Below are 23,647 nucleotides of genomic sequence, written 5' to 3' on the forward strand. Positions count from 1 at the left end.
ACATGACCCGCGCCTGAGCGGCATCCCGCCCGGGAGGAGACCACTCCTCCCGGGCGGTGACGCGTCCGGCACCGCCGGTGCGGGCCCGAGGGGGCGTCAGCGCATCAGCACGCCCCCGCCCTCACCCGTCGCCTCCGTCGGCTGGGCGACCAGCCCGAGCTCCGCGCCGGTGGCCAGCAGCCGGTGGGCCGGCAGCACCCGCACGGTGTAGCCGTACGGACCGGTGCGGTCGAGGGCGAGCGGGCCGTCGTACAGCCAGCGGCCCTCCAGGTCCTGGCCGCCCGCCGGTTTCAGCGGGAAGACCTGGGCGTCGGAGATCGCGTCGGCGGAGTCGACGCGGCCGGCCACCGCCTGCACCTCCACGTCGTCCGGGTCCAGCGCCCCGAGGGTGACCCGCACCCGCAGCGTCAGCGTGGAGCCCAGTTCGGCCGAGCCGCCGGCCGCGGTGGCCGTCACCGCCTCGACGTGGTCGACGGCCACCCGCGGCCAGGCCGCCCGGACCCGGGCCTTCCAGCCGGCGAGCTCCCGTGCCGTGGCCGCGTCCAGGGTGCGCCCGGCCTGCGCGGCGGGGGCGTACAGCCGCTCCACGTACTCACGGACCATCCGGTCGGCGAGGACCTTGGGCCCCAGCGTGCCGAGCGTGCGGCGGACCATCTCGATCCAGCGCCCGGGAAGCCCCTCCTCCCCCTGGTCGTAGAAGCGCGGGGCGACCCGGTCCTCGATCAGCTCGTAGAGGGCGCCCGCCTCCAGGTCGTCGCGCCGGTCCTCGTCCAGGGCGGAACCGTCGGCCGTGGGGATGGCCCAGCCGAAGTCCGGCTCGAACCACTCGTCCCACCAGCCGTCGAGGACCGACAGGTTGAGACAGCCGTTGAGCGCCGCCTTCATCCCGCTCGTACCGCAGGCCTCCAGCGGGCGCAGCGGGTTGTTCAGCCAGACGTCGCAGCCGGGGTAGAGCTTCTGGGCCATCGCCATCCCGTAGTCGGGCAGGAAGACGATGCGGTGGCGCACCCTGGGGTCGTCGGCGAACCGGACCAGCTCCTGGACCAGGCGCTTCCCGCTGTCGTCGGCCGGGTGCGCCTTGCCCGCCACGACGATCTGGACGGGGCGCTCCGGGTGCAGGAGCAGTCTGCGCAACCGGTCCCGGTCGCGCAGCATCAGGGTCAGGCGCTTGTACGAGGGCACCCGGCGGGCGAAGCCGATCGTCAGCACGCCGGGGTCCAGCACCCCGTCGATCCAGCCGAGCTCGGCGGCCTCGGCGCCGCGGTTGCGCCAGGAGTCGCGCAGCCGGCCGCGCACCTCGGTGACGAGTTGTTCGCGCAGGGTGCGGCGCAGGTCCCAGAGCTGCCGGTCGGGGATCCGCGCGACGGAGTCCCACCGGCCGGGGGTGCCTCCGGACTCGGTGCGCAGCCGGTAGACCTCGGGTGCGACCCAGGTCGGCGCGTGGACCCCGTTGGTCACGGAGGTGATCGGCACCTCCGGGGCGTCGAAGCCCGGCCAGAGACCGGCGAACATCTCCCGGCTGACGGCGCCGTGCAGGGTGGAGACCCCGTTGGCGCGCTGGGCGAGCCGGAGTCCCATGACCGCCATGTTGAAGACGCCCGGATCGCCGCCCGCGTAGGTCTCCATGCCCAGGTGCAGGATGCGGTCGGCCGCGACGCCGGGCAGTTCGCCGTCGTCGCCGAAGTGGCGGGCGACCAGTTCGCGGTCGAACCGGTCGATGCCGGCCGGGACCGGGGTGTGGGTGGTGAAGACGGTGCCGGCGCGGACGGCCTCCACCGCGGCGTCGAAGTCGAGCCCCGTGGTGGAGAGCTCACGGACGCGTTCGAGTCCGAGGAAGCCGGCGTGCCCCTCGTTGGTGTGGAAGACCTCGGGGGCCGGATGGCCGGTGAGCCGGCAGAAGGTGCGCACCGCGCGCACCCCGCCGATGCCCAGCAGCATCTCCTGGAGCAGCCGGTGTTCGCTGCCGCCGCCGTAGAGCCGGTCGGTGACCTCCCGTTCGACGGGGGCGTTGTCCTCGACGTCGGAGTCGAGCATCAGCAGCGGCACCCGGCCCACCTGGGCCTGCCAGATCTGGGCGTGCAGCGAGCGGCCGCCGGGGAGGGACAGGGCGATCTGGCTGGGCGTGCCGTCGGCCTCGCGCACGAGCGTGAGCGGGAGTTCGTTGGGGTCGAGGACGGGGTAGCGCTCCTGCTGCCAGCCGTCGCGCGAGAGGCTCTGGCGGAAGTAGCCGTGCCGGTAGAGGAGGCCGACGCCGACGAGGGGGACGCCCAGGTCGCTGGCGGCCTTCAGATGGTCTCCGGCCAGGATGCCGAGCCCGCCGGAGTACTGCGGCAGCGCCGCCGTCACGCCGAACTCGGGCGAGAAGTAGGCGATGGCGGCGGGAAGCCCGTCGCCCTGGGCGCGTTGCTCCTGGTACCACCTGGGGCCCTCCAGGTACTCCCGGAGGTCGGCGGACACCTCGGCCAGGCGCTGCAGGAACTGCTCGTCCCGGGCCAGCTCGGCGAGGCGTCCGGCGGACACGGCGCCGAGCAGGCGCACGGGGTCGCCCTCCGCCGCACGGCCGGCCACCGGGTCGACGGCCTGGAAGAGCTCTCGGGTCTCGGTGTGCCAGGACCAGCGCAGGTTGCGCGCGAGGTCGCTGAGCGGTTGAAGGGGATCGGGGAGGACGGGACGCACGGTGAACCGACGAATGGCCTTCACGTATTCCACCTTTACAGGGGACGTACGAATCCGAGCGGACGCACCGCTGTGTGCGCCGCTCCGTCACCCTCGACGGTAGCGGTGTGCGGCCTCCCGCGACCACGGCGCACGACCGGCTCGGGTGTGCGACCCCGGGTGTGCGGCTGCCCCTGCCGCCGACGCCTCTCGCGTCCGTTCCGCACCAGGCGCAGATGCAGACACATCCGTCACAGGCGTTATGGCCGATTCCCTCCCCTCGTACGGCCTTGTGGGCCTTCGCGCCACAGGGAAAGCTGCCCTGTGGCGCCCGTACCACCGGGCGTGCGCCGGTTCCGCGGAATCCCGCGCACGCGCGGCGGAACCCGGCGCATTCGGAACGTCACAGATACGCCCGAGTAGTTAACACACCACCGGATTGGCCGACCGAGAACTGTGGGAAGGCTTCTCCGGTACCCGGAACGAAGGCATTCGGATGAGAGCTGAAGGCGATCCGCATCCGCCCCTCGCACGATTCATCCCCTGTCCATCGGCAATCCTCCCCCGGTTCGTATGCAATCGGTCCGGAGGGCGCACGCATGCGGTCCACACCCGCGAACCGGACCCGCACCTCATCCATTCGAGTGCCATTCGAGTGAACGCGGACAGGAGCGGCCATGCCCACACCCCATCAGTCGTCGACGGAGCAGCTAGAAAGGACCGAACCCCACCATCGCGGCGCGCGCATTCAGCCCTCCGCGCCCGCTTCGCGCCCTGCCGAGTCCGCGCTCCAGTCCCCAGGTGATTCCATGATCGGTCGCATTCCCGTCCTCGACGTCCGTCCGCTCGTCGACTGCGGCAGAAGGCCCGCCAAGGCCGTCGCCGGTGAAACCTTCCAGGTCTCCGCGACCGTGTTCCGGGAGGGTCATGACGCGGTGGCGGCCAATGTCGTCCTGCGGAGCCCGAGCGGGCGCCCCGGCCCCTGGACGCCGATGCGCGAGCTCGCCCCGGGCACCGACCGCTGGGGCGCCGACGTCACTCCGGACGCCGAGGGCCGCTGGACGTACAAGGTCGAGGCCTGGAGCGACCCGGTCGCCACCTGGCGGCACGCGGCGCAGATCAAGATCCCGGCGGGGATCGACACCGCTCTCGTCCTGGCGGAGGGCGCCGAGCTGTACGAACGGGCCGCCGAAGGCGTACCGAAGCGCGACGGGCGCGAGGCGGTACTGGCCGTGGTCGACGCCCTGCGCGACGAGTCCCGCCCGGCCGCCGCCCGGCTGGCCGCGGCGCTCACCCCGGACGCGGTCGCCGCACTGGCCCGTCACCCCTTGCGGGAGCTGGTCACCGCCTCACGCCCGCACCCGCTCGTCGTCGAGCGCCGGCGGGCGCTGTTCGGCTCCTGGTACGAGTTGTTCCCCCGCTCCGAGGGAGCCAGGGTGGAACCGGCGAAGGCGCCCCGCAAGGGCCGTACGGCCAGGTCCGCGCCGACGCCGCCCCGGATCGTCAGCGGCACCTTCCGCACCGCGGCCGAACGGCTGCCCGCGGTCGCCGCGATGGGGTTCGACGTGGTCTACCTCCCGCCCATCCACCCCATCGGCACCACCCACCGCAAGGGCCCCAACAACTCCCTCTCCCCCGCCCCGCACGACGTGGGGGTGCCGTGGGCGATCGGTTCCGCGGAGGGCGGTCACGACGCGGTCCACCCCGATCTCGGCACCCTGGACGACTTCGACCACTTCGTCGAGACGGCCCGCACCCTGCGCATGGAGATCGCGCTGGACTTCGCCCTCCAGTGCTCACCCGACCATCCGTGGGTGGAGAAACACCCCGAGTGGTTCCACCACCGGGCGGACGGCACGATCGCCTACGCGGAGAATCCGCCGAAGAAATACCAGGACATCTATCCGATCGCCTTCGACAAGGACCTGCCGGGCCTCGTCGCGGAGACCGTGCGCATCCTGCGCTTCTGGATGGATCACGGCGTGCGCATCTTCCGGGTCGACAATCCGCACACCAAGCCGGTGATCTTCTGGGAGAAGGTGATCGCCGACATCGGCCGCACCGACCCCGACGTGATCTTCCTGGCCGAGGCGTTCACCCGCCCCGCGATGATGCGCGCCCTCGCCACCGTCGGATTCCAGCAGTCGTACACCTACTTCACCTGGCGCAACACCCGGCAGGAAATCACCGAGTACGTGAGCGAACTGTCCGGCGAATCGGCCTCCGTGATGAGGCCCAATTTCTTCGTGAACACCCCCGATATCCTTCCCGGATATCTACAGGAAGGCGGCAGGCCAGCCTTCGAGGCACGGGCGGTGCTCGCGGCGACCCTCTCCCCGTCCTGGGGGGTGTACGCGGGGTACGAGCTGTGCGAGAACACCCCGGTCCGCAGCGGCAGTGAGGAGTACCTCGACTCGGAGAAGTACGAGATCCGGCCCAGGGACTGGGAAGCCGCCGAGCGGGAGGGCCGCTCGCTGGCTCCGCTCATCACCGCCCTCAACCGGATCAGGCGCCGCCACCCGGCGCTGCAGCAGCTGCGGGACGTGCACTTCCACTCGTCCGACAACGACGCCTTGATCGTGTACAGCAAGCGCTCCGGTTCGAACATCGTTCTGACGGTCGTCAACCTCGACCCGCACCACACCCAGGAGGCGACCGTCTCGTTGGACATGCCGCAACTCGGCCTCGAACGGCACGAGAGCGTGCCGGTGCGCGACGAGCTCACCGGCCACACCTATCACTGGGGCAGGACCTTCTATGTGCGTCTGGAGCCAGGCGTCACGCCGGCGCACATCGCGGTCCTGCGACCGTCCCCGCCGACCGGAGGGTCACCCACACCATGATCGTCAACGAGCCCGTCCACGACACGTTCGAGGACACACCGGCCAAGGACCGCGATCCCGACTGGTTCAAGCGCGCCGTCTTCTACGAGGTCCTCGTCCGGTCCTTCCAGGACTCCAACGGCGACGGCATCGGAGACCTGAAGGGGATCACCGCCAAGCTGGACTACCTGCAGTGGCTGGGCGTCGACTGCCTCTGGCTGCCGCCGTTCTTCAAGTCGCCGCTGCGCGACGGCGGTTACGACGTGTCCGACTACACCGCCGTGCTGCCGGAGTTCGGGGATCTCGCCGACTTCGTCGAGTTCGTCGACGCCGCGCACCAGCGCGGCATGCGCGTGATCATCGACTTCGTCATGAACCACACCAGCGACCAGCACGACTGGTTCCAGCAGTCCCGTACGGACCCCGACGGCCCGTACGGCGACTACTACGTCTGGGCGGATGACGACAAGCAGTTCCAGGACGCCCGGATCATCTTCGTCGACACCGAGACGTCCAACTGGACCTTCGACCCGGTGCGCAAGCAGTACTACTGGCACCGGTTCTTCTCGCACCAGCCCGACCTCAACTACGAGAACCCGGCGGTGCAGGAGGAGATCATCTCCGCCCTGCGCTTCTGGCTGGACCTCGGCATCGACGGCTTCCGCGTCGACGCCGTGCCCTACCTCTACACGCGTGAGGGCACCAACTGCGAGAACCTCCCGGAGACCCACGGCTTCCTCAAGCGGGTCCGCAAGGAGATCGACGCCAACTACCCCGACACCGTGCTGCTCGCCGAGGCCAACCAGTGGCCCGAGGACGTCGTCGACTACTTCGGCGACTACCAGGCCGGCGGCGACGAGTGCCACATGGCGTTCCACTTCCCGGTGATGCCGCGGATCTTCATGGCCGTACGACGCGAGAGCCGCTACCCGGTCTCGGAAATCCTGGCCAAGACGCCGGCGATCCCCTCGGGCTGCCAGTGGGGCATCTTCCTGCGCAACCACGACGAGCTGACGCTCGAGATGGTCACGGACGAAGAGCGCGACTACATGTACGCGGAGTACGCCAAGGATCCGCGGATGCGGGCCAACATCGGCATCCGCCGCCGGCTGGCGCCCCTCCTGGACAACGACCGCAACCAGATCGAGCTGTTCACCGCCCTGCTGCTGTCCCTGCCCGGCTCCCCGATCCTCTACTACGGGGACGAGATCGGGATGGGCGACAACATCTGGCTGGGCGACCGGGACGCCGTGCGCACCCCGATGCAGTGGACGCCCGACCGCAACGCGGGCTTCTCCTCCAGCGATCCGGGGCGGCTCTACCTCCCCACGATCATGGATCCGGTCTACGGCTACCAGGTCACCAACGTCGAGGCGTCGATGGCCTCGCCGTCCTCGCTGCTGCACTGGACGCGGCGGATGATCGAGATCCGCAAGCAGAACCCGGCGTTCGGGCTCGGCTCGTTCAACGAGCTGCCCTCCTCCAATCCGGCCGTGCTCGCCTTCACCCGTGAGCACGGCGACGACCTCGTGCTGTGCGTGCACAACTTCTCCCGGTTCGCGCAGCCGACCGAGCTCGATCTGAGGTCCTTCAACGGGCGTCATCCGGTGGAGCTGATCGGCGGGGTGCGCTTCCCCGCCATCGGCCAGTGGCCCTACCTGCTGACGCTCGCCGGCCACGGCTTCTACTGGTTCCGGCTGCGGAAGGACGCACCGCCGAGCTGAGGGGGCATCAACTCGCGCACCACCGGCGGGGCGGTTTCCGCCGCCCCGCACGGGGCACTCTCCCTCCCATATCGAGTGCTTCCGCAACCTTCCTGGATCTTCCTGGCGTTTCGATCACTCCGAGTCGAGTCCGTACGGACCATGCTGACCCGACACGTCCCGCACAGCCGGACAGCCAAAGCCGCAATCCGGGACACTCTTCGCATCCTGTGGTGTGCCCGGGGAAAGGACGCGATGCCATGTCGGAGGCTGCATCCGCTCAGGTCACCCTGGCGACCAGCACAGCCCTGCTCCCGTCTCTCGGACCGCTGCTCCACGAATGGCTGCCCCGGCAGCGGTGGTTCGCGGGAAAGGGGCGGCCCATCACCGCCTTCTCGCTCGTCTCGGCGACCGAGATACTGCCGATGGAGTCCGGCGCGGCCGACACCGGCCCGGGGCTCCTCCACCTCCTGGTCCGGGCCCACCAGCCCACGATGCCGGCGCAGCCGCCCCCGGACTGCTACCAGTTGCTGCTCGGCGTGCGGTCCACGCTCCCCCCGCGGCTGGCGCCCGCCCTCATCGGTCATGTGACGGAGGGGCCGCTGGCCGGCCGCGCCGTCTACGAGGGCCTGCACGATCCACGCCTCGCCGCGCTGCTGCTGGAGCGGCTGCGCACGCCCGGCGGTCTCGGCGGCCTGCGCTTCGGCCGGGGAGCGGAACCCGTCCCCGAGGGGCTGACCCCGCGGGTGCTGGACACCGAGCAGTCCAACTCCTCGCTCGTGTACGGCGACTCGTACATCCTCAAGATCTTCCGCCGGGTGTTCCCGGGCACCAACCCCGATCTGGAGCTGCCGCTCGCGCTCTCGCGCCAGGGGTGCGGACGCGTGCCCGCGCCGGTCGCGTGGTTCGAGGCCGCCACACCCGAACGCCTCACGCTCGGCGTGCTCCAGCCGTTCCTGCGCGGCGCCCAGGACGGCTGGCAGCTCGCCCTGCGCGCCCTCGCGGCCGGGGACGACTTCACGCGGGAGGCCCACGCCCTGGGCCGGGCCACCGCCGAGGTGCACACCGCGCTCGCCGCCGCGCTGCCCACCTCGTCCCTGCGCCGCTCCCAGACCGATCAGCTGGCCGCCGCCATGGTGCAGCGGCTGGAGGCGGCCGCCCACGCGGTGCCCGCACTGGTTCCGTACGTCCCCGGGCTGCGGGCCGCGTTCGACGCCGTGACAGCCCTCGGCCACCGGGGCCGGGGCTGGGCCGTCCAGCGGGTGCACGGCGATCTCCACCTCGGCCAGACGCTGCGCCGCGCCGACGGCTTCTGGTCACTGATCGACTTCGAGGGCGAACCGGCGCGCCCCCTCCCGGAGCGCCGCAGCCCGCAGTCACCGGTACGCGACATCGCCGGAATGCTCCGCTCGTTCGACTACGCCGCCCGCTCGCACCAGCCCTGGAACGCCGCCTGGGCGGCGCGCTGCCGGACCGCGTACTGCGACGGCTACGCGAGGACCGCGGGCGTCGACCCCCGCGACGAACCGGAGCTGCTGCGCGCCCACGAGACCGACAAGGCGGTCTACGAGGTGCTGTACGAGGCCCGGCACCGGCCCGACTGGCTGCCGGTCCCGATGGCCGCGATCCAGCGCCTGGCGGCCGTCGCCGACTGACGCGGCCCGCCGCTCCCGTACCGCGACACCCCGCGCACCACCCCGCCCCACCCCTTCCACACCTTCGAGGAGGCTGTCCCTGTGACCGCCCGCAAGCCGTCCCGCAACGCGTCCGATCCCGCTCCGTCCACCACCGACGCCCCCGTCCCCGCGGCCCCCGCCGAGCACGCGGACGCCGCCGCCGGCCCGGCCACCGGGACCCTCGCACCGGTGGAGGCGGCCACGCTTCCCCCCGAGGCGTCCGCCGCGCCCGCACCCGCGCCGGGCAAGCGGGCGAAGCGGGCGGCGACCCCGCCACGGCCCCGCCGCGCCGCGACCGGGCAGGGGGTCCGCCCGGCCCGCCCGCTCGACGCCGGGGACCGGGCACGGCTCCTGGCCGGCGAGCACTACGCCCCGCACGCGCTGCTCGGCGCGCACCAGGTCCGCGGCGGGGTGGCCTTCCGGGCGCTGCGCCCGTTCGCCCGCTCGGTCACCGTGCTCGCCAAGGGGCTGCGCGTCCAACTGCTCGACGAGGGCGACGGGTTCTTCGGCGGGCTCCTGCCGATGCCCGCGGTCCCCGAGTACCAGCTCCTGGTCGCCTACGACGACAACGAGATCGAGATCCACGATCCGTACCGCTTCCTGCCGGCGCTCGGGGATCTCGATCTGCACCTGATCGGCGAGGGCCGGCACGAGGAGCTGTGGACGGCGCTCGGCGCCCGGACCATGGAGCACCAGGGCGTCACCGGCACCCGCTTCACCCTCTGGGCCCCCAACGCCCGCGGGGTCAGGGTCAGCGGGGACTTCAACTACTGGGACGGCACCGGGTTCCCGATGCGCTCGCTCGGCTCCACCGGGGTGTGGGAGCTGTTCCTGCCCGGGATCGGGGAGGGCGCGCTGTACAAGTTCGACATCTGCCGTCCGGACGGCTCGCACACGATGCGCGCCGACCCGATGGCCCGCCAGGCCGAGGTGCCGCCCGCCAACGCCTCGGTCGTGACGGCCTCGCACCACGTCTGGCAGGACCAGGAGTGGATGGCCCGCCGCGGGGACGTACCCGTGCACGAGGCCCCGCTGTCGGTCTACGAGGTGCACCTGCCGTCCTGGCGCCCGGGCCTGACCTACCGCCAGCTGGCCGACCAACTCCCGGCGTACGTACGCGACCTGGGGTTCACGCACGTGGAGCTGATGCCGGTCTCCGAGCACCCCTTCGGCGGCTCCTGGGGGTACCAGGTCACCGGCTTCTACGCCCCGACGTCCCGGATGGGCTCGCCCGACGACTTCCGCTTCCTCGTCGACGCGCTGCACGGGGCCGGGATCGGGGTCATCGTCGACTGGGTGCCCGCGCACTTCCCGCGCGACGGGTGGGCGCTCGCCGAGTTCGACGGCCGGCCGCTGTACGAGCACTCGGATCCCCAGCGGGCGGCGCACCCGGACTGGGGCACCCTCGAATTCGACTACGGCCGCACCGAGGTGCGTAACTTCCTGGTCGCCAACGCCACTTACTGGTGCGAGGAGTTCCACATCGACGGGCTGCGGGTCGACGCGGTCGCCTCGATGCTCTACCTCGACTACTCACGCGAGGACGGGGAGTGGTCCGCGAACGAGCACGGCGGCCGGGAGAACCTGGACGCCGTCGCCTTCCTCCAGGAGATGAACGCCACCGTCTACCGGCGCAACCCCGGTGTCGTCACCATCGCGGAGGAGTCCACCGCCTGGGACGGCGTCACCCGCGCCACCCATCACGTGGGCCCCGGCGGGTTCGGCGGTCTCGGCTTCGGGCTGAAGTGGAACATGGGCTGGATGCACGACTCGCTGGAGTACGTGTCGAAGGAGCCGGTGCACCGCAAGTACCACCACAACGAGATGACGTTCTCGATGGTGTACGCGTACAGCGAGAACTACGTCCTGCCGATCTCGCACGACGAGGTCGTGCACGGCAAGCGGGCACTGGTCAGCAAGATGCCCGGCGACTGGTGGCAGCAGCGCGCCAACCACCGCGCGTACCTCGGCTTCATGTGGGCCCACCCCGGCAAGCAACTCCTCTTCATGGGGCAGGAGTTCGCCCAGGGCGCGGAGTGGTCGGAGGGGCACGGCCCGGACTGGTGGCTGCTCGACCCCTCGTACGCGGCGGAGAGCGACCACCGGGGCGTACGGACGCTGGTGAGCGATCTGAACGCGGTGTACGGGGCGACGCCCGCGCTCTGGCAGCGCGACACCGTCCCGGAGGGCTTCAGCTGGATCGACGGCGGCGCCGCGGAGGACAACGCCTTCTCCTTCGTGCGGTACGACGCGCAGGGGTCACCGCTGATCGCCGTCTCCCACTTCTCCCCCGTGGTGCGGCACGACTACCGCATCGGGGTGCCGGACGGGCCCGAGGCCTGGGTGGAGGTCCTGAACACGGACGCGGCGCGGTACGGGGGCGGCGACGTGCGCAACGAGGGGCAGCTGAAGCCGGAGGCGGTGGCGGCGCACGGCAGGGACACCAGCATCACACTGACGCTCCCGCCGCTGGCGACGGTGTGGCTGCGGCCGGCCTGACCGGCCGGCCGTTCCCGTGGCCGGGGGCCCGCACCACGAACGCGTGGTGCGGGCCCCGACCGCCGCGCCCCGTCACAGCGCCGCCGGGAGCACCCCCTCCAGCTCCTGGAGCAGTCGCCGCTTGGGGCGGGCGCCCACCATCGACTTCACCGGCGCGCCGTCCTGGAAGACCATCAGGGTCGGCATCGACAGCACCGCGTAGCGGCCCGTGATCTCGGGGTTGTGGTCGACGTCGATCTGCACCACCTTGAGCCGGCCGGCCTCCTCCTCGGCGATCGCGCTGAGCACCGGAGCCAGCTGGCGGCAGGGGCCGCACCAGTCGGCGGTGAATTCGACCAGGACCGGCAGACCGGCTGCCAGGACCTCCCCGTCGAACGTCGTGTCGGTGACCTCGGCGACACCTTCCGCGTGGATCATCTCTCGTCCTCCCAGTTCAGTTCACATCGTGGCTCGGGGCCGCCCGGCAGTTCGGCGGACGCCTCGAGTTCGGCGCGGGCCAGCTGGGCGCCCACCTCCGCGCGGACCGAATTGAGCTGGCCGATGAGCGCGTCCAGTTCGCCGAGCTTGCGCCGGTAGACGGCCAGCGAGGCCGGGCAGGCGTCGCCCGCCGGATGGCCGGCGCGCAGACAGTCGACGAAGGGCCGGGTCTCCTCCAGGTCGAACCCGAAGTCCTGAAGGGTCCGGATCTGCTGGATCAGCCGCAGGTCGCCCTCGTCGTACGTGCGGTAGCCGTTGCCCGCGCGGCGTGCGGACAGCAGGCCCCGTGACTCGTAGTACCGCAGCGTCCGTGTCGTCGTACCGGCGCGTTCGGCCAGTTCCCCGATTCGCATGCCACGACCGTAATCCTTGACGTCGGCGTCAAGGCAAGGCGGTGGGCTCGTGATCCGTGCGTACAAGTTCCTCTTACGGCCCACTGTGGGCCCCGACCATCACCAGTCGGTCGTCCACATCCCGCACGGCTGGAGACCGACCGGACAGACGGGTGCGGCCGGTACGGGACTCCCGTACCGGCCGCATCAGCGACGCGTCACACCTTCGCGAGCGCGGGCTTCTCCTCGCCGCCGTCCCTGGCCTCCGGGACCTGCGGCTCGGTGGCGCCCTCGTCCGTGATCATCTTCTCGTCGAACGGGATCGCGCCGGACAGGACCTGGTCCACCCGCGCCTTGTCGATCTCCTTGGTCCAGGTGCCGACGAGCACCGTGGCCACCGCGTTGCCCGCGAAGTTCGTGAGGGCGCGGGCCTCGCTCATGAAGCGGTCGATGCCGACGATCAGGCCGACCCCGTCCACCAGCTCGGGGCGGTGCGACTGGAGGCCTCCGGCGAGGGTGGCCAGGCCGGCGCCGGTGACGCCCGCCGCCCCCTTGGACGCGATCACCATGAAGACCAGCAGCGAGATCTGCTCGCCGATGCTCAGCGGGTCGCCCGTCGCGTTGGCGATGAAGAGCGACGCCATCGTGAGGTAGATCGCGGTGCCGTCGAGGTTGAAGGAGTAGCCGGTCGGCACGGTGATGCCGACGACGGGCTTGCTGACGCCCATGTGCTCCATCTTCGCGATCAGCCGCGGCAGGGCCGACTCGGACGAGGAGGTGGAGAGGATGAGCAGGAACTCGCGGCCCAGGTACTTCAGCAGGGCGAAGATGTTGACCCCGGCCACCAGGCGCAAAATCGTGCCCAGGATCACGAACACGAACAGCGCGCAGGTGATGTAGAAGCCGATCATGATGACCGCGAGGGACTTCAGCGCGTCCACGCCGGTCTCGCCGACCACCGCGGCCATGGCGCCGAACGCGCCGACCGGGGCCACCCACATGATCATGGCGAGGATGCGGAAGACGAGCTTCTGGATGTGGCCGATGCCGCGCAGGACCGGCTCGCCGGCCGAGCCCAGGGCCTGGAGCGCGAAGCCCGCGAGCAGGGCGATGAGCAGGGTCTGCAGGACCTCGCCCTCGGTGAAGGCCGACACGAGGGTGGTGGGGATGATGCCGAGCAGGAAGTCCGCGGTGGACTCACTGGCCCCCGAGGCCTGCTTCTCCCCCGCGGCGCGGACCGCCTCGGTGAGGTGGAGGCTCGATCCGGGCTCCAGGAGGTTGCCGACGACCAGACCGATGGCCAGGGCCACCGTCGACATCACCAGGAAGTAGCCGAGGGCCAGACCGCCGACGGCGCCGACCTTGGCGGCCTTGCGCACGGAGCCGACCCCGAGCACGATCGTGCAGAAGATGATCGGCGAGATCATCATCTTGATCAGGTTGACGAAGCCGGTGCCGATCGGCTTGAGCTCGACGGCGGCGTCGGGAGCGACGAGGCCCACGAGGATGCCGAGCCCCACCGCCGCGATCACGGCGATATACAGATATTTCGTACGGTCCCGCTTGGCGGCGGCCACTCCCACGGGGGTCTCCTCGGCTCGTTCGTGTCCCTCCCCCGTCCCTGGGGGCCCCGGCGACTATTCCGCCCCTTGTGACACCGGTCACCCTTACGTGCATTTCGTTCACGAGAGGGACCGGTCATCGGGGGGGCGGATGAAGGAGCGGGCCGGGTGCGTGGGGCTGCGAGGCGGAGGGTGTGAGCCAGGGCGCGGAGGCCCGGTGACCACGACGACGCGGCAGACGCGCGTCCCCGGTCGCGTGACACCGCTCCCCCGGCGGCCGGTCCCGTGACACCGCTCCCCCGGCGGCCGGTCCCTCTTCGGATGGGGGGCAGGCAGACTGGAGCCATGCGCTTCGCCCTCCCCCGCACCCGCCCGCGCAGCCTGGCGGGCCAGCTCTTCGCCATGCAGGTGGTGCTGGTCGCGGCCGTGGTCGCGGGGTGCGCCTTCTTCGCGTACATCTCCGGCAGCGCTCAGGCCAAGGAGACCGCGAGCCGGCAGGTGCGGACGGCCGCGCTGGCGATCGCCGGTTCCCCGTCGGTACGGGAGGCCATCCGCACCCCGGACCCGTCGGCGGTGCTTCAGCCGTACGCGGAGCGGGTCCGCAGGGAGACCGGGATCGCCTTCGTCACCATCATGGATCCGCACCGGGTCCGCTGGACGCACCCGCACGCCGAGCGGATCGGCGAGACCTTCCTCGGGCACACCGCGCAGGCCCTGCGCGGCGAGACCTTCTCGGAGACGTACACCGGCACGCTCGGCCCCTCGATACGCGTCGTCACGCCGGTCCGGGACGGCGGCAAGATCGTCGGCCTCGTCAGTGCCGGCATCACGGTCGAGCGGGTCTCCTCGCAGGTGCGGGCCCAGCTGGGCGCGCTGGGGCTCGCGGCGGGCGCGGCGCTGGCGCTCGGCGGCCTCGGCACGTACGTGATCAACGCGCGGCTGCGGCGGCACACCCACGGGATGAACGCCGCCGAGCTGAGCCGGCTGCACGACTACCACGAGGCCACGCTGCACGCGGTGCGCGAGGGGCTGCTGATGCTCGACGGGCAGCGCAGGATCGCGCTGATCAACGACGCGGGGCGCGAGCTGCTGGGCCTGGCGCCCGGCACGGTCGGCCGCCGGGTCGCCGAGCTCGATCTGCCCGCGCCGCTGACCGGGGCCCTGCTCGCCTCCGAGGAGCGGGTCGACGAGGTGCATCTGACGGCGGACCGGGTAATCGTCGTCAACACCCGCCCGGTGGTGGGCGGGGAGCGGCGCGGCACCGTCGTCACGCTGCGCGACCACACCGAACTCCAGGCCCTCTCCGGTGAGTTGGACTCCGAACGCGGATTCACCCAGGCCCTGCGCTCCCAGGCGCACGAGGCGGCGAACCGGCTGCACACGGTGGTCTCGCTGATCGAGCTGGACCGGGCACGGGAGGCGGTCGGCTTCGCCACGGCAGAGCTGGAACTGGCCCAGGCCCTCACCGACCGGGTCGTCGGCGCGGTCGCCGAACCGGTGCTGGCGGCCCTGCTGCTCGGCAAGGCAGCGCAGGCCAACGAGCGCGGGGTGGAACTGGTCCTGGCGGACGACAGCCTGATCGACGACGGTGCCCTTCCCGCGACGCTGCCGCAGCGCGACCTGGTGACCATCCTCGGCAACCTGATCGACAACGCGGTGGACGCGGCGTCGGAGGCGGCGACGGGCACCGCCGACGACCCGGCCGACCACGTCCCCGTCCAGCGCACCGGCCCGCGCCCGGCCCGCGCCCGGGTCACGGTCACCGCGCTCGCCGGCGACGGGGAGCTCCTGCTGCGCGTCGCCGACACCGGGGCGGGCGTCGGACCGGCCGACGCCGCCGAGGTGTTCCGCCGCGGCTGGTCCACGCACGGCGCCGGCCGCGGGCTCGGCCTGGCGCTCGTCCGGCAGGCCGTGCACCGCAACGGCGGGGCGGTGGTGCTGGAACAGGGGCCGGACGGCGGCGCTGAGTTCACGGTACGGCTGCCGCTGCCGAGCGGCAGCGGAGCGGAGAAGGAGGCGGCCCCGTGCACTCCGTGATCCAGGTGCTGGTCGTCGAGGACGACCCCGTCGCCGCCGACGCCCATCAGCTGTACGTGGACCGCGTCCCGGGCTTCTCCGTGGCGGCCGTCGCCCACACCCGCGCGGAGGCGGTGCGGGCACTGGACCGCGTCCCGGTCGACCTGCTGCTCCTCGATCTGTATCTGCCCGACGGGCACGGCCTCCAATTGCTGCGTGCGCTGCGCGCGGCCGGGCACGCGGCCGATGTGATCGCGGTGACCTCGGCCCGCGATCTGGCCGTGGTCCGCGAAGGGGTCTCGCTCGGCGTCGTCCAGTACGTGCTGAAGCCCTTCACCTTCGCCACGTTGCGCGACCGGCTCGTGCGCTACGCCGAGTTCCGCGCCGCGGCCGGTGAGGCGAGCGGCCAGGACGAGGTGGACCGCGCGCTGGCCACCCTGCGCGCCCCGCAGCCGGCCCGCCTGCCCAAGGGCCTCAGCGGACCGACGCTGGAGGCGGTGACCCGCGTGCTGCGCGCGGCCCCGGACGGCGTGACGGCGGCGGCGACCGGCCTGGAGCTCGGCATCTCCCGGATCACCGCGCGCCGCTATCTGGAACACCTGGTGACGGCCGGCCGTGCGGTGCGCAGCCCGCAGTACGGCCAGATCGGGCGCCCTGAGCTCCACTACCGCTGGCTGGCACAGGGGCGCTGAGTAGCCTTCGCGGCGGCCCGGAAGGCCCGCCCGGCCGACTGGACGTTCCTACGAGCCGTGCTCTCGGGCGAACAGACCGTAGTCAGACCGGCTCCGGCCTCCTACGGTGGGGCCGTGCACCCCACCCCGCCTTTCAACGCCCCCGCCGCGCGCAGACTGCGCGAGGCCCTGGGGATGGCTCCCGGCCATGTCGCCTACGGTCTCGGCGCCCAGTACGGACTCCGGATCAGCGCCGAGACGGTCGCGGCCTGGGAACGCGGGCTCGCCTGGCCGACCGAGTACGAACTCACCGCTCTGGCCGGGGTGTTGTGGTGCGCTCCTGGCGAGCTCCTCACCGCGGCCCGGACGCTGCGCGAGCACCGGATCGCCCGGGAGCTGACCCCGGAAGAGCTGGCGGGGCAGCTCGGGATGTCCGCGTCCGCGTACCTGCGGATGGAGGAGTCGGGCCGGTGGCGGGGCAACGAGCGCCAGTCCGCCGCCCTCAGCGAGTCGCTGGGACTGACGGCGGCGGAATTCGTGACGGTCTGCGGGCGGGACGAGGAACTGGCCGAACTGCTGCGCAGCGCCGTGACGACCCGCTGGCAGGCGTACGTCCGCCCGGTGGCGAAGCTCGCCCCGGTGGACCGGCCCCGGGTCCAGGGCATGCTGGAGCGGCTGCACTCCGACTACCAGGCGTTGATGGTGTCCACGCTGAGCTGGAGCAGTACCGGTACGGAACGGGCCGGCGCGACCGGGGACGCGGGACGGGCGTACCTGGCGGGGATCGTGGACCGCTTCTGGGAGACGGCCGACGCGTAGGGCCTGCCCGGCGGGCCGCCGGGCGGCAGGCGCGTGCCCGCGGGGGCACGCGACGGAGGAGGGCACACACCGGCCTCGCCCGCCCCGACACGCGTGCGGCTCAGGACCCGCCGCCCGCCCCGCGCACCGTCCGGGACCCGTCGCTCGCCCCCACGCGCCGGTACCGGCTCAGAAGACGGACTCGGCCTCGTGCATCCGGTCCAGCGGAACCGTCTTGAGCTGGGTGATCGCGTGGGCCAGCGGCACCATCTCGATGTCGTTGCCGCGCAGGGCCGTCATCCGCCCGAAGTCACCCCGGTGCGCCGCCTCCACCGCGTGCCAGCCGAAGCGGGTGGCGAGCACCCTGTCGTACGCGGTCGGTGTGCCGCCGCGCTGGACGTGGCCGAGGATGACCGGACGGGCCTCCTTGCCGAGCCGGGTCTCGAGCTCGACGGCGAGGCGGTTGCCGATGCCCTGGAACCGTTCGTGGCCGAACTGGTCGATCGCGCCCTTGGCGTACGGCATGGAGCCCTCGGCCGGGTGGGCGCCCTCGGCGACACAGATGACGGCGAACTTCTTGCCGCGCGCGAAACGCTCCTCGACCATCTTGACGAGGTCCTCGACCTGGAACTTCCGCTCGGGCAGGCAGATGCCGTGCGCGCCGCCGGCCATACCGGACTCCAGGGCGATCCAGCCCGCGTGGCGGCCCATCACTTCGACGACCATCACGCGCTGGTGGGACTCGGCGGTGGTCTTCAGCCGGTCTATGGCCTCGGTCGCGACGCCCACCGCGGTGTCGAAGCCGAAGGTGCGGTCGGTGGCCGAGATGTCGTTGTCGATGGTCTTGGGCACGCCGACGACGGGCATTCCGGCGTCCGACAGCATCCGGGCGGCCGTGAGGGTGCCCTCGCCGCCGATCGGGATCAGCGCGTCCATGCCGTAACGCCGGCTCAGCTCCGCGCAGTTCTCCGCGGCCTCGCGCAGCCGGTCGCGCTCCAGGCGGGCGGAGCCGAGGATGGTGCCGCCGCGGGCGAGGATCCCGCTGACGGCGTTGAGGTCGAGGGGGCGGAAGTGGCCGTCGAGGAGGCCCTTGAACCCGTCCTCGAAGCCGATGACCTCGTCTCCATGACCCACCACGGCACGGTGCACGACCGAGCGGATCACTGCGTTCAGGCCTGGGCAGTCGCCGCCTGCGGTGAGAACTCCGATGCGCATCGTGCTGTATCTCCTGCTCGCTGGGGCCCGTCGTGTGCCGTACGGACCGGGGGCGACGGCATCATCCCCCGTACCGTGAGTCACGACGATTGTCCCACGTCAGGTCCGCGCCCCGCGCTTTCGGCTGCTCCAAGAGCGGCCGGCCCGGCTTCGGCGGCCGGCTCCGACGGGTGCGACCAGGGACTTTCGTCCGGCGGGCGGCCTCTTGGTCCCCGCGGGTATCGTCAACCTGGCGATAACACTCGAACCGGACAACATACCGGACAAGAGATGACGGGAGGCACGCGTGACGCGCAGCGTGTACGTGACCGGGATCGACCGGGGGGACGGCCGCCAGGTCGTCGATCTGGGAGTCATGGAGCTCCTGACGCGTCAGGTGGACCGGGTCGGGGTCTTCCGGCCCCTGGTCCACGACGACCCGGACCGGCTCTTCGAACTGCTGCGGGCCCGCTACCGGCTGTCCCAGGACCCGGGCACGGTCTACGGGCTGGACTACCACGAGGCCTCCGCGATCCAGGCGGAACAGGGTACGGACGAACTGGTCTCCCGGCTCGTCGAGCGCTTCCACCGGGTCGCCGCGAGGTACGAGGTGGTCCTGGTCCTCGGCACCGACTTCGCCGCCACGCAGCTCCCCGACGAGCTGGCCCTGAACGCCCGGCTCGCCAACGAGTTCGGCGCCTCGGTGATCGCCGTGGTCGGCGGCCAGGACCAGGACGCGGAGTCCGTGCGGGCCGAGACCCGCAACGCGTACCGCGCGTACGCCGGTCTGGGCTGCGACGTCCTGGCGATGGTGGTGAACCGGGTGGCCTCGGCGGACCGCGAGGCGATCGCGGAGCGGCTGACCGCGACGCTGCCGGTGCCGTGTTCCGTACTGCCCGACGACCCGGCCCTGTCGGCGCCGACGGTCGCTCAGATCACCGCGGCGCTGGGCGGCACGGTGCTGCTGGGCGACGAGGCGGGGATGGCGCGGGACGCGCTGGACTTCGTGTTCGGCGGGGCGATGCTGCCGAACCTGCTGAAGGCGCTGACGCCCGGGTGCCTCGTGGTGACGCCCGGGGACCGGTCCGACCTGGTGGTCGGCTCGCTGGCGGCGCACAGTGCGGGGACGCCGCCCATCGCGGGCGTGCTGCTGACGCTGAACGAGCGGCCGGGCGAGGAGATCCTCAAACTGGCGGCCCGGCTCGCACCCGGCACCCCGGTCGTCTCGGTGGCCGGAGGCTCCTTCCCCACGGCCGGGGAGCTCTTCGCCCTGGAGGGCAAGCTGAACGCGGCGACGCCGCGCAAGGCCGAGACGGCCCTGGGACTCTTCGAGCGACATGTCGACACCGGCGCACTCCTCGACCGGATCTCGGTCGCGCGCAGCGGCCGGGTCACGCCGATGATGTTCGAGCACGAACTGCTGGAGCAGGCCCGCGCGGACCGGCGCCGGGTGGTGCTTCCGGAGGGCACGGAGGAGCGCGTCCTGCGGGCCGCGGACGTCCTGACGCGCCGCGACGTCTGCGACCTCACCCTGCTCGGCGATCCCGACGTCATCCGCAAGAAGGCCGCCGACCTCGGCATCGACCTGGCCGGCACCCAGCTCATCGACCCGCAGACCTCCGAACTGCGCCAGGCCTTCGCGGAGCGGTACGCGCAGCTGCGCGCCCACCGCGGGGTGACGGTCGAGCTCGCGTACGACGTCGTCTCGGACGTCAACTACTTCGGCACCCTGATGGTCCAGGAGGGGCTCGCCGACGGCATGGTCTCCGGGGCCGTGCACTCCACGGCGGCGACGATCCGGCCGGCCTTCGAGATCATCAAGACGAAGCCCGGAGCCTCGATCGTCTCGTCGGTGTTCTTCATGTGCCTCGCCGACAAGGTGCTGGTGTACGGCGACTGCGCGGTCAATCCGGACCCGGACGCGGAGCAGCTCGCGGACATCGCCGTGCAGTCCGCCGTCACCGCCGCCCGCTTCGGCGTGGAGCCGCGCATCGCGATGCTCTCGTACTCGACCGGGACCTCGGGCACGGGCGCCGACGTCGAGAAGGTCCGTGCGGCGACGGACCTGGTGCGCGCGAGCCGCCCGGACCTGATGATCGAGGGCCCGATCCAGTACGACGCCGCGGTGGAGCCGAGCGTCGCCGCGACCAAGCTGCCCGGCTCCGAGGTGGCGGGCCAGGCGACGGTCCTGATCTTCCCGGACCTGAACACCGGCAACAACACGTACAAGGCCGTGCAGCGCTCGGCGGGCGCCGTGGCGGTCGGTCCGGTCCTCCAGGGGCTGCGCAAGCCCGTCAACGACCTGTCCCGGGGTGCGCTCGTCCAGGACATCGTGAATACCGTGGCCATCACGGCGATCCAGGCACAGGGCGAGGAGTGACCCGCATGACCACCCCGAACACCGAAGGCGCCACCCACGGGGCGAGCCGCGTGCTCGTCCTGAATTCCGGCTCCTCCTCCGTGAAGTACCAGCTCCTCGACATGCGCGACCGCACCCGGCTGGCGTCCGGCCTGGTCGAGCGGATCGGCGAGGAGACCTCCCGGCTCGTCCACACCCCGCTGGCCGGCGGCGGTGGCGGGAGCCGGGAGCGCACCGGCCGGATCGCCGACCACGAGGCGGCGCTCAAGGCGGCCGCCGAAGAGCTCGCCGCCGACGGGCTCGGACTGGACTCCCCCGAACTGGCGGCGATCGGCCACCGGGTGGTGCACGGCGGACTGCGGTTCACCGAGCCGACCGTGATCACCGACGAGGTGCTGAAGGAGATCGAGCGCCTGGTTCCGGTGGCGCCGCTGCACAACCCGGCCAACATCACCGGTATCCGTACCGCCCAGGCGCTGCGCCCCGACCTGCCGCAGGTGGCGGTCTTCGACACGGCGTTCCACACGACGATGCCGGAGCACGCGGCGCGGTACGCGATCGACGTGGAGACGGCCGACGCGCACCGCATCCGCCGCTACGGATTCCACGGCACCTCGCACGCGTACGTATCCCGCAAGACCGCGGAGCTGCTGGGCAGGGCCCCCGAGGACGTCAACGTCATCGTGCTCCACCTCGGCAACGGCGCCTCGGCCTCGGCGGTGGCGGGCGGCCGGTGCGTGGAGACGTCGATGGGACTGACCCCCTTGGAAGGGCTGGTCATGGGTACCCGGTCCGGAGACATCGATCCGGCGGTCACCTTCCACCTGAAGCGGGTGGCGGGCATGTCGGCCGACGAGATCGATGAACTTCTCAACAAGAAGAGCGGTCTGGTGGGCCTCTGCGGCGACAACGACATGCGGGAGATCAGGCGCCGGGTCGACGAGGGCGACGAGAGGGCCGCCCTCGCCTTCGACATCTACGTCCACCGGCTGAAGAAGTACATCGGCGCCTATTCGGCCGTCCTCGGGCGGGTGGACGCGGTGGTGTTCACGGCGGGGGTCGGCGAGAACTCGGCTCCCGTACGCGAGGCTGCCATCGCCGGCCTGGAGGAACTCGGCCTGGCGGTGGACGCGGACCTCAACGCCGTACGGTCCGCCGAACCCCGGCTGATCTCGCCGGACTACGCACGGGTCGCGGTCGCCGTGGTGCCTACGGACGAGGAGCTGGAGATCGCCGGCCAGACCTTCACACTGGTCGACAACTGAGCACCCCCGCGCCCCTTTGTATCTTCCACCAGACGGAATATTCCGCAGCGAAACAAACCGATAGGATCCGCCTCATGCGCCGTTCCAAAATCGTCTGCACCCTCGGTCCCGCCGTCGACTCCCATGAGCAGCTCGTCGCTCTGATCGAGGCCGGCATGAGCGTGGCCCGATTCAACTTCAGTCACGGCTCCCACGCGGAGCACCAGGGTCGTTACGACCGGGTCCGCAAGGCCGCCGCCGAGACCGGCCGGGCGGTCGGCGTCCTCGCCGACCTCCAGGGCCCGAAGATCCGCCTGGCCAAGTTCGCCGAGGGCCCGGTCGAACTGGTCCGCGGGGACGAGTTCGTCATCACCGCCGAGGACGTCCCCGGGGACAAGTCGATCTGCGGCACGACCTACAAGGGCCTGCCCGGCGACGTCGCCAAGGGCGACCCGATCCTGATCAACGACGGCAACGTCGAGCTGAAGGTCGTCTCCGTGGAAGGCCCCCGCGTCCACACCATCGTCATCGAGGGCGGGGTGATCTCCGACCACAAGGGGATCAACCTCCCGGGTGCGGCGGTCAACGTCCCGGCCCTGTCGGAGAAGGACATCGACGACCTGCGCTTCGCCCTGAGGATGGGCTGCGACCTGGTCGCGCTCTCCTTCGTGCGGGACGCGGGCGACGTCAAGGACGTCCACAAGGTCATGGACGAGGAGGGCCGCCGGGTCCCCGTCATCGCCAAGGTCGAGAAGCCGCAGGCCGTCGAGAACATGGAGGGCGTCGTCGCGGCGTTCGACGGTGTGATGGTCGCCCGTGGCGACCTCGCGGTCGAGTACCCGCTGGAGAAGGTCCCGATGGTGCAGAAGCGCCTGGTGGAGCTGTGCCGGCGCAACGCCAAGCCGGTGATCGTGGCGACCCAGATGATGGAGTCGATGATCACCAACTCCCGCCCGACCCGCGCCGAGGCGTCCGACGTCGCCAACGCGATCCTGGACGGCGCGGACGCGGTCATGCTGTCGGCCGAGTCCTCGGTGGGCGCGTACCCGATCGAGACGGTCAAGACGATGTCGAAGATCGTCGTCGCCGCCGAGGAGGAACTGCTCTCCAAGGGCCTCCAGCCGCTGGTGCCGGGCAAGAAGCCGCGCACCCAGGGCGGCTCGGTGGCCCGCGCGGCCTGCGAGATCGCGGACTTCCTGAACGGTGAGGCCCTGGTCGCCTTCACCAAGTCCGGCGACACCGCCCGCCGCCTCTCCCGCTACCGCGCGGCCCAGCCCATCCTGGCCTTCACCACGGACGAGTCCACCCGCAACCAGCTGGCCCTCAGCTGGGGCGTCGAGGCCTACGTGGTCCCGCACGTGGACACCACGGACGCGATGGTGGACCTGGTCGACGGAGAGCTGCTGAAGCTGAACCGCTACAGCAACGGCGACACGATGGTCATCACGGCCGGCTCGCCTCCCGGCATCCCCGGCACGACCAACATGGTGCGCGTGCACCACGTGGGCGGCCAGGTCCGCGACTGACCGCGCGGCGGTCCCGTACGCGACACGAGGGCGGCGCCCCGGTTCGAATCGATGATCTTCATGCCGTGGGTCAGGTGACCGACGTGGGCCAGGTTCAGGCCCATGATCGTGTC

15 protein-coding genes are annotated in these 23,647 nt (G+C 71.6%); 10 read left to right on the forward strand and 5 right to left on the reverse strand.

Annotated features, from left to right (window positions below; genetic code table 11):
• Positions 1-96 precede the first annotated feature (96 nt).
• Positions 97-2,700, reverse strand: coding sequence for an alpha-glucan family phosphorylase (gene glgP / locus ABZ454_RS22305; protein WP_359540151.1), 2,604 nt, complete (start codon positions 2,698-2,700; stop codon positions 97-99).
• Between the two features lie 764 nt (positions 2,701-3,464).
• Between glgP and ABZ454_RS22310 the strand changes: the two genes are divergently transcribed.
• The 4 genes from ABZ454_RS22310 to glgB all read left to right on the forward strand — a co-directional run bounded on the left by ABZ454_RS22310 (position 3,465) and on the right by glgB (position 11,355).
• On the forward strand, positions 3,465-5,498 hold the full coding sequence (locus tag ABZ454_RS22310) for an alpha-1,4-glucan--maltose-1-phosphate maltosyltransferase (RefSeq protein WP_359540152.1): 2,034 nt from the start codon (positions 3,465-3,467) through the stop codon (positions 5,496-5,498).
• Complete coding sequence (gene treS / locus ABZ454_RS22315; RefSeq protein WP_356318913.1) at positions 5,495-7,201, forward strand: maltose alpha-D-glucosyltransferase; 1,707 nt, start codon at positions 5,495-5,497, stop codon at positions 7,199-7,201. The genes ABZ454_RS22310 and treS overlap by 4 nt, the downstream gene beginning before the upstream one ends.
• A gap of 239 nt (positions 7,202-7,440) precedes the next feature.
• Complete coding sequence (locus ABZ454_RS22320) at positions 7,441-8,835, forward strand: maltokinase (RefSeq protein WP_359540153.1); 1,395 nt, start codon at positions 7,441-7,443, stop codon at positions 8,833-8,835.
• Between the two features lie 81 nt (positions 8,836-8,916).
• A complete protein-coding gene (glgB, locus tag ABZ454_RS22325; protein WP_359540154.1) occupies positions 8,917-11,355 on the forward strand; it encodes a 1,4-alpha-glucan branching enzyme in 2,439 nt (812 codons plus the stop codon).
• A gap of 72 nt (positions 11,356-11,427) precedes the next feature.
• On the opposite strand, the gene trxA is transcribed toward glgB, so the two are convergent.
• The 3 genes from trxA to ABZ454_RS22340 form a co-directional block, all read right to left on the reverse strand.
• A complete protein-coding gene (gene trxA, locus ABZ454_RS22330) occupies positions 11,428-11,772 on the reverse strand; it encodes a thioredoxin (protein WP_359540156.1) in 345 nt (114 codons plus the stop codon).
• Positions 11,769-12,185: a MerR family transcriptional regulator gene (locus ABZ454_RS22335; protein WP_356318909.1), complete on the reverse strand. Its 417-nt coding sequence runs from the start codon at positions 12,183-12,185 to the stop codon at positions 11,769-11,771. Before ABZ454_RS22335 ends, trxA begins: the two co-directional genes overlap by 4 nt.
• Positions 12,186-12,382: 197 nt before the next feature.
• The gene (locus ABZ454_RS22340; protein WP_359540158.1) at positions 12,383-13,747 is read right to left on the reverse strand and encodes a cation:dicarboxylase symporter family transporter; all 1,365 of its coding nucleotides are present in this window, start codon (positions 13,745-13,747) and stop codon (positions 12,383-12,385) included.
• A gap of 324 nt (positions 13,748-14,071) precedes the next feature.
• On the opposite strand from ABZ454_RS22340, the gene ABZ454_RS22345 reads away from it, so the two are divergent.
• The 3 genes from ABZ454_RS22345 to ABZ454_RS22355 all read left to right on the forward strand — a co-directional run bounded on the left by ABZ454_RS22345 (position 14,072) and on the right by ABZ454_RS22355 (position 17,232).
• Positions 14,072-15,763: an ATP-binding protein gene (locus tag ABZ454_RS22345; RefSeq protein WP_359540160.1), complete on the forward strand. Its 1,692-nt coding sequence runs from the start codon at positions 14,072-14,074 to the stop codon at positions 15,761-15,763.
• The gene (locus tag ABZ454_RS22350) at positions 15,760-16,434 is read left to right on the forward strand and encodes a response regulator (RefSeq protein ID WP_356318937.1); all 675 of its coding nucleotides are present in this window, start codon (positions 15,760-15,762) and stop codon (positions 16,432-16,434) included. Before ABZ454_RS22345 ends, ABZ454_RS22350 begins: the two co-directional genes overlap by 4 nt.
• 174 nt (positions 16,435-16,608) lie before the next feature.
• A complete protein-coding gene (locus ABZ454_RS22355) occupies positions 16,609-17,232 on the forward strand; it encodes a helix-turn-helix transcriptional regulator (protein ID WP_359540184.1) in 624 nt (207 codons plus the stop codon).
• 168 nt (positions 17,233-17,400) lie between these two features.
• Here ABZ454_RS22355 and ABZ454_RS22360 read toward each other — a convergent pair whose 3' ends face one another.
• Positions 17,401-18,426: an ATP-dependent 6-phosphofructokinase gene (locus ABZ454_RS22360; RefSeq protein WP_356318906.1), complete on the reverse strand. Its 1,026-nt coding sequence runs from the start codon at positions 18,424-18,426 to the stop codon at positions 17,401-17,403.
• A 286-nt stretch (positions 18,427-18,712) separates the two neighbouring features.
• Here ABZ454_RS22360 and pta point away from each other — a divergent pair, with 286 nt between their 5' ends.
• From pta to pyk, 3 genes are all read left to right on the forward strand, one after another.
• Positions 18,713-20,785: a phosphate acetyltransferase gene (pta, locus tag ABZ454_RS22365; RefSeq protein WP_359540162.1), complete on the forward strand. Its 2,073-nt coding sequence runs from the start codon at positions 18,713-18,715 to the stop codon at positions 20,783-20,785.
• A gap of 5 nt (positions 20,786-20,790) precedes the next feature.
• On the forward strand, positions 20,791-22,029 hold the full coding sequence (locus tag ABZ454_RS22370; protein WP_359540164.1) for an acetate kinase: 1,239 nt from the start codon (positions 20,791-20,793) through the stop codon (positions 22,027-22,029).
• A 74-nt stretch (positions 22,030-22,103) separates the two neighbouring features.
• Positions 22,104-23,534, forward strand: coding sequence for a pyruvate kinase (gene pyk / locus ABZ454_RS22375; RefSeq protein ID WP_356318903.1), 1,431 nt, complete (start codon positions 22,104-22,106; stop codon positions 23,532-23,534).
• The last annotated feature ends 113 nt before the right edge of the window (positions 23,535-23,647 follow it).

Source organism: Streptomyces sp. NPDC005803, from assembly GCF_040630435.1.
Classification (GTDB): Bacteria; Actinomycetota; Actinomycetes; order Streptomycetales; family Streptomycetaceae; genus Streptomyces.

What these genes read in the sequence shown, in the direction of transcription:
- ABZ454_RS22310 (WP_359540152.1), top strand. Translation starts at nt 3,465, where the DNA reads ATGATCGGTCGCATTCCCGTCCTCGACGTCCGTCCGCTCGTCGACTGC.
- treS (WP_356318913.1), top strand. Translation starts at nt 5,495, where the DNA reads ATGATCGTCAACGAGCCCGTCCACGACACGTTCGAGGACACACCGGCC.
- ABZ454_RS22320 (WP_359540153.1), top strand. Translation starts at nt 7,441, where the DNA reads ATGTCGGAGGCTGCATCCGCTCAGGTCACCCTGGCGACCAGCACAGCC.
- trxA (WP_359540156.1), bottom strand. Translation starts at nt 11,772, where the DNA reads ATGATCCACGCGGAAGGTGTCGCCGAGGTCACCGACACGACGTTCGAC.
- ABZ454_RS22335 (WP_356318909.1), bottom strand. Translation starts at nt 12,185, where the DNA reads ATGCGAATCGGGGAACTGGCCGAACGCGCCGGTACGACGACACGGACG.
- ABZ454_RS22345 (WP_359540160.1), top strand. Translation starts at nt 14,072, where the DNA reads ATGCGCTTCGCCCTCCCCCGCACCCGCCCGCGCAGCCTGGCGGGCCAG.
- ABZ454_RS22355 (WP_359540184.1), top strand. Translation starts at nt 16,609, where the DNA reads ATGGCTCCCGGCCATGTCGCCTACGGTCTCGGCGCCCAGTACGGACTC.
- ABZ454_RS22360 (WP_356318906.1), bottom strand. Translation starts at nt 18,426, where the DNA reads ATGCGCATCGGAGTTCTCACCGCAGGCGGCGACTGCCCAGGCCTGAAC.
- ABZ454_RS22370 (WP_359540164.1), top strand. Translation starts at nt 20,791, where the DNA reads ATGACCACCCCGAACACCGAAGGCGCCACCCACGGGGCGAGCCGCGTG.
- pyk (WP_356318903.1), top strand. Translation starts at nt 22,104, where the DNA reads ATGCGCCGTTCCAAAATCGTCTGCACCCTCGGTCCCGCCGTCGACTCC.